This is a genomic window from uncultured Anaerotruncus sp., from assembly GCF_902490045.1.
Lineage (GTDB): Bacteria > Bacillota > Clostridia > Oscillospirales > Ruminococcaceae > Anaerotruncus.
Genome location: NZ_CABUCJ010000138.1, coordinates 1 through 5,734, shown reverse-complemented (window position 1 = coordinate 5,734; position 5,734 = coordinate 1). Strand labels below are relative to the sequence as shown.

Below are 5,734 nucleotides of genomic sequence, written 5' to 3'. Positions count from 1 at the left end.
GCGCGATTGACATCCGCGCCGCAATGGGATAAAATTAGCGTAGCGAATTGCGCGTATGCCCGCCCCCGGCGTAACCTTGCGACGGGCGGGCAAACTCTTTTAAAAGGGGGAACCGACATGCCGCGTATTTCAAAACTGCTCGCCGCGGCCGCGGCATGCCTGATGCTCTCCGCCTGCACCTCGTTCAGTCCGGCGACCGACGATTTGATGCGCCCGCCCCGGCTGACCCCCGAGCAGCGCGCGATCAACGACGCGCTAGACGACGCGGCGCTCACCCAGAACTACAGCCTCAAATATCCCAAGAGCGGCGACCACCGTTCGGCGTTCGTCTTCCACGACATCGACGGGGACGGCGAGGAGGAGGCGATCGTCTTCTACGAGCCCTCCATCGACAACACTGCGCGCATCGTGCTGCTCGACCGGCAGGACGGGGTGTGGCGGTCGCTCTGCGACCTGCCGGGCGCGGGGCAGGACGTCGAGTTCGTCGCCTTCGCGAACATCACCGGCAAGGACGCCTCCGACGTGGTCGTCGGCTGGAGCGGCTCCGAGCGGGAGGAAAAGCAGCTGCGGATCTACCGTTACTCCCCCGCCGACCGCGTGCTGGTGAACGCGCTGGCCGAGGGAGTTTCCCCGGGTTACACGACCTACCTGATCGACGACCTCGACCGCAGCGGACAGGCCGACGTCTTCCTGCTCTCGAGCAACTCGCGCACCACGCTGGAATCCTTCTGGATCAACCTGCTCTCCTTCGACGGGGACGCGGTGGACATCGTCGATAAAAAGCCCCTCACCGACCGGATCCTGCAATTCGCGGGGGTGGCCGCGGGACGGCTGTCGGCCGATTCCGCGCGCCGTGCGATCTTCGTGGACGAGCTGATTCCCGGCGACAGCCTTGCGGTCGGCTCGACCGACGTCCTCGTCACCGAGGTCTTTTCGGTGGCGGAGGGGGAGCTGGTCCCCGTCATCAGCTATTCGGAGCAGGGCGAGGAGGAAGAGGCGGACTACGACCGGCTCGACCCCGATTACCAGAAACCGAGCCTCTACCAGATGACCAGGCGGCCCAACACCGCCTCGGGCGCCAACAACCCCAGCACCCGCCCTTTCCCTCTCTGCACCGACATCGACGGGGACCGCGCGATTGAAATCCCCACCGCCCGTCTGCTGCCGGGATACGACCAGGTGGACGAGGCCGACCGGCTCTATCTCACCGAATACAACCGCCTGGAAAAGGACGAGCTTGTCCGGGTTTTCGCCGCCGCGATCAACCGCGGGGGCGGCTATATGGTCGAATTCCCCCAGCAGTGGATCGGCGCGGTCACGATCGTCAACCAGATCGAGAACGGCGAATGGCGGTTTATCGGCTACAACGGCTCGGACGATCCGCTCAACGACCTTTCGGTCGAGCTGGCCCGCATCCGCGTCGTCTCCCAGAAGGACTACCAGGACAAATTCCTGGAGAATTACCAGAAGTTCAGCGAATCCCGCGGAATGTTCAGCTACTACGGCTATCTCCCCGAAAGCCCGTCAAGCCCGCTGGCAATCACATGGACCGATCTGCAGGACATGTTCTCCCTGCTTTGACCGGTAGGAAAGGATGGATTTCACATGAAACGGATTTTGGTGGTCGAGGACGAGGACGTCATCCGCGACTTTGAGGTGATCAACCTCAAGCGCTCGGGTTACGAGGTCGTCGACGTCCCGAGCGGCGAGGAGGCCCTCCAGATTTTTGACCGCAATCCCGCCTATTTTGACGTGGCGGTGCTCGACGTCATGATGCCCGGCATCGACGGCTTTGAGGTCTGCCGCCGCATCCGCGAAAAAAACTCTTCGATCGGCATCATCATGCTGACCGCCAAAAGCCAGGAGATGGACAAGGTCAACGGCCTGATGATCGGCGCGGACGACTACGTCACCAAGCCCTTCTCCCCCTCCGAGCTGGTCGCGCGGGTCGACGCGCTCTACCGCCGGGTCGCCATGGCCGCCGAAAAGGCCGCCGCGCCCGCGCCCAACGAGATCAAGTCAGGGCCCTTCGTCCTCAACACCAAAAGCCGTACCGTCTCGAAAAACGGCAGGATTCTCGAGCTCACCCAGGTGGAATACCAGATCCTCGAATATTTCTTCAACAATCCCAACACCGCCCTCGGCCGTCAGGACATCCTTAACAAGGTGTGGGGCGAGGGATATTTCGGCGACGTCAAGATCGTCGACGTCAATATCCGCCGCCTGCGCATGAAGCTCGAGGACAAGCCCTCCGAACCGGAATTCCTGCTCACCGTCTGGGGTTTCGGCTACAAGTGGGTGCAGAAATAGATTTGCCGCTCTCTGAGCGGTAAAAAGAAAGCGAGGTGACGCTGTTGGCTGTCAAAAAAATTACCAAGCGCTGGCTTTTCAACAACCTCGGCGTCATCCTGGTCATCTTGATCGCGCTGGAGATCGGTTTCGCGTTCGGCATCCGCGCCTTCTATTACAACAACGTCCAGGCGGCGATCATGACGCAGGCGAACATCGTCGTCTCGCAGCTCAACGCTTATGCCGAGGACAGCTCGGCCGTCTTTTCCGAGCAGGTGCGCAGCCTCGTGGAAAACTTCCAGGAGCGCAACAGCATGGAGCTGATGACCGTCGACATTGATAAAAAGGTCACCTTTACCTCGAGCGGGTTCGAGCCGGGCAGCAACATCCAGATGCCCGATTTCGACGACGCGATGAAGGCCGCCGACGGCGTCGGGCGGTTCACCGGCGTGATCAACGGGGAAAAGATCATGGCGATCACGCGCGCCTCCCCCGTCGTCGACCAGCAGATTGCGGCGGTGCGGTTCGCCGTGTCGCTCGACCTCGTGGACCAGCAGATCATTCTATTTATTCTGATCCTCACCCTCGTGTGCGTGGCGATCATCTTCTTTGTCATCTTCTCCGGTTCCTACTTCATCAATTCGATCGTCAACCCGGTCGGCGAGGTGGGCGTCACCGCGCGCAAGATCGCCCACGGCGATTTCAACGCGCGGCTTGCCAAGCGCAATGACGACGAGATCGGCGAACTCTGCGATACGATCAACTATATGGCGGAGGAGCTCTCCCAGAGCGAACGGATGAAAAACGACTTCATCTCCTCCGTCTCCCACGAGCTGCGCACCCCGCTTACCGCGATCAAGGGCTGGGCGGAGACGATCGCCGACATGGGCGGCGAGGTCGACCCCGAGATGCTCTCCAAGGGGATGCGGGTGATCACCGGCGAAACAGAACGGCTCGCCGGAATGGTGGAGGAGCTGCTCGATTTCAGCCGCATACAGAGCGGCAGGATGAAGCTCGTCAAGGACAAAATGGACGTGATCGCCGAGCTCTCCGAGGCGGTGCTCATGTTCGAGGAGCGCGCCAAGCATGAGGAAAAGCGCCTCGTCTATGAGGAACCCGATCTCGTGGCCCCGATCGAGGGGGACCGAAACCGGCTGCGGCAGGTGTTCGTCAACATCATCGACAACGCATTGAAATATTCCGACCGCGGCGACACGGTGTCCATCAAGGCCGACATGCGGGAGGGCGATATCCGCATCATCGTCGCGGACACCGGCTGCGGCATCCGCGAACAGGACCTGCCCAAGGTCAAGGAGAAGTTTTTCAAGGCCAATTCCACACGCCGCGGCTCGGGAATCGGGCTTGCGGTCGCGGACGAGATCGTCGCCATGCACGGCGGCTCGCTGGAGATCACCTCCAAGGAAAACGTCGGCACCCGCGTGACGATTCTGCTGCCCGTGGGAAAGAGTTGATTTATTCACAATTGGCGTGGTAAGATGTTATCTGAACTTGCCGCCCCGAACCGGCGGCGCGGTGGGCCGCGGACAGCGGCCTGTCAGGAAAGGGCTGATCATTTGTCGGAAAACTCCTGTAAAAAAGAGATCAAAAAGACGTCCATTGGCGGACAATCCCTCATCGAGGGCGTCATGATGAAAGGGCCGCGCATCTCCGCGATGTCCGTCCGCCAGCAGAACGGCGAAATCATCACCGAGACGTGGGAAAGCGGCGGCAACCGCTGGTACAACAGGGTCCCCGTCCTGCGCGGCGTTTTCAATTTTATCGGCATGCTCGGGCAGGGCTATAAGTGCCTCATGCGCTCCGCCGACCTCTCCGGCTTCGCCGAGGAGGAGGAACCCTCCAAATTTGACCGCTGGGTCGACGAGCACCTCGGCGACAAGACCATGTGGGTCTTCAACGTCATCGTCACCGTTCTCGCGGTGGTGCTCTGCGTCGGACTCTTCATGCTTCTCCCCGCGGCGGTTATCAAATTCCTCGGCCACTTTGTCAACGCGCCCGGTTTCGTCATGACCCTGACCGAGGGCCTGCTGAAAATCGGGATCTTCATCCTCTACCTCTTCCTCGTCACCCGTATGTCGGACATCCACCGGGTGTTTGAATACCACGGCGCGGAGCATAAGACGATCGCCTGTTATGAGGCGGGCGATGAACTCACGCCCGAAAACGCGAAAAAATATCCCCGCTTCCATCCGCGCTGCGGCACCAGCTTCCTGCTGATCGTGCTGGTCATCTCCATCCTGGTCTTTTCAGTCGTGACCTGGAGCAACATCTGGATGCGCGTGGCGCTCAAAATCCTGCTTTTGCCCCTCGTCGTCGGCATCTCCTACGAGATCATCCGCTACGCCGGCCGCCACAGCAACCCCTTTACCCGCGCGCTCTCCGCGCCCGGCCTCTGGCTCCAGCGGCTTACCACCTTTGAGCCCGACCTCTCGCAGCTTGAGGTCGCCATTGCCGCCATGAATCCCTGCATCCCTGAGAACGACGAGGACGCCATATAACGCCAAAGAGCTCCGGGGGAAACGTTCTCGAAAGCTTCCCCCGGCCCCCCTTCAAAGCTCCTTGTTCAGGCACGCCCGGCCATCGCGCCGCAACTCAAAAACGCGCCGGCGTTTTGGAAACGGAGGGAATTTCATGACGCTCGCCGAGGTTTACCGGGAAGGGCTCGCGCTCGCGGGGCCGGGAACCGACCGCGCGTTCGAGGTCTCCTGTCTTTTCGAGGGGGCGTTCGGGCTCTCCCGATACGCGCCCGGGCTGGACGCGCGGCGGGCGGATGAACCCGCGCGGAAACGCTTTTTCGCCCTCTGCCGGGCGCTCGCGGAGGGCGAGCCGCTCCAATACCTGCTGGGTGAATGGGAATTTTATGGTCTGCCCTTCTATGTGGGCGAGGGGGTGCTCATCCCCCAGCCGGACACCGAGACGCTGGTGGAAACCGCGCTCGGCCTGATGGAGGGAATTTCTTCGCCGGTCGTCGCGGACCTGTGCGCCGGGAGCGGATGCGTAGGCATCTCGATCGCGCACGCACGCCCCGATGCGCGGGTCTATGCGCTCGAGCTGTCGGAGGCGGCGTTTTCCTATCTCGAACGAAACATCAAACGAAACGGCGCGGCGGTGGAGGCGCTCCTCTGCGACGCGCTCGCGCCGCCCGCGCTGCCGCCGCTCGACGGGGTGGTATCCAACCCGCCGTACATCTCGCGGGAGGAGATGGCGGGGCTTCCGCCGCAGGTCAGGCGCGAACCGGAGATGGCGCTCTATGGCGGCGGGGACGGGCTGGATTTTTACCGGGCGCTGCCGGGCCTCTACCACCCGCTGATCAGGGAGGGAGGCTTCCTGGCGCTCGAGGTGGGGTACACGCAGGCGGAAGCGGTGGCGGCGCTTGTGCGCGGCGCGGGTTTCCGCAAAGTGGAAACCCGCCGCGACCTCGCGGGCG

Annotated in this window: 5 protein-coding genes; all 5 read left to right on the top strand. The window is 62.2% G+C overall.

All coding sequences use genetic code 11. The features are described 5' to 3' along the window. Positions 1-117: 117 nt before the first annotated feature. Positions 118-1,581: a hypothetical protein gene (locus RDM88_RS11365; RefSeq protein ID WP_308754952.1), complete on the top strand. Its 1,464-nt coding sequence runs from the start codon at positions 118-120 to the stop codon at positions 1,579-1,581. A gap of 24 nt (positions 1,582-1,605) precedes the next feature. Continuing rightward, a complete protein-coding gene (locus RDM88_RS11360; protein WP_308754951.1) occupies positions 1,606-2,310 on the top strand; it encodes a response regulator transcription factor in 705 nt (234 codons plus the stop codon). A 44-nt stretch (positions 2,311-2,354) separates the two neighbouring features. Continuing rightward, the gene (locus tag RDM88_RS11355) at positions 2,355-3,761 is read left to right on the top strand and encodes a HAMP domain-containing sensor histidine kinase (RefSeq protein ID WP_308754950.1); all 1,407 of its coding nucleotides are present in this window, start codon (positions 2,355-2,357) and stop codon (positions 3,759-3,761) included. Positions 3,762-3,863: 102 nt separating this feature from the next. Next, entirely contained in the window at positions 3,864-4,805 is a 942-nt protein-coding gene (locus tag RDM88_RS11350; protein WP_308754949.1) for a DUF1385 domain-containing protein, read from the top strand. A gap of 133 nt (positions 4,806-4,938) precedes the next feature. Continuing rightward, on the top strand, positions 4,939-5,734 hold a 796-nt coding region (gene prmC / locus RDM88_RS11345), incomplete at its 3' end, for a peptide chain release factor N(5)-glutamine methyltransferase (RefSeq protein ID WP_308754948.1).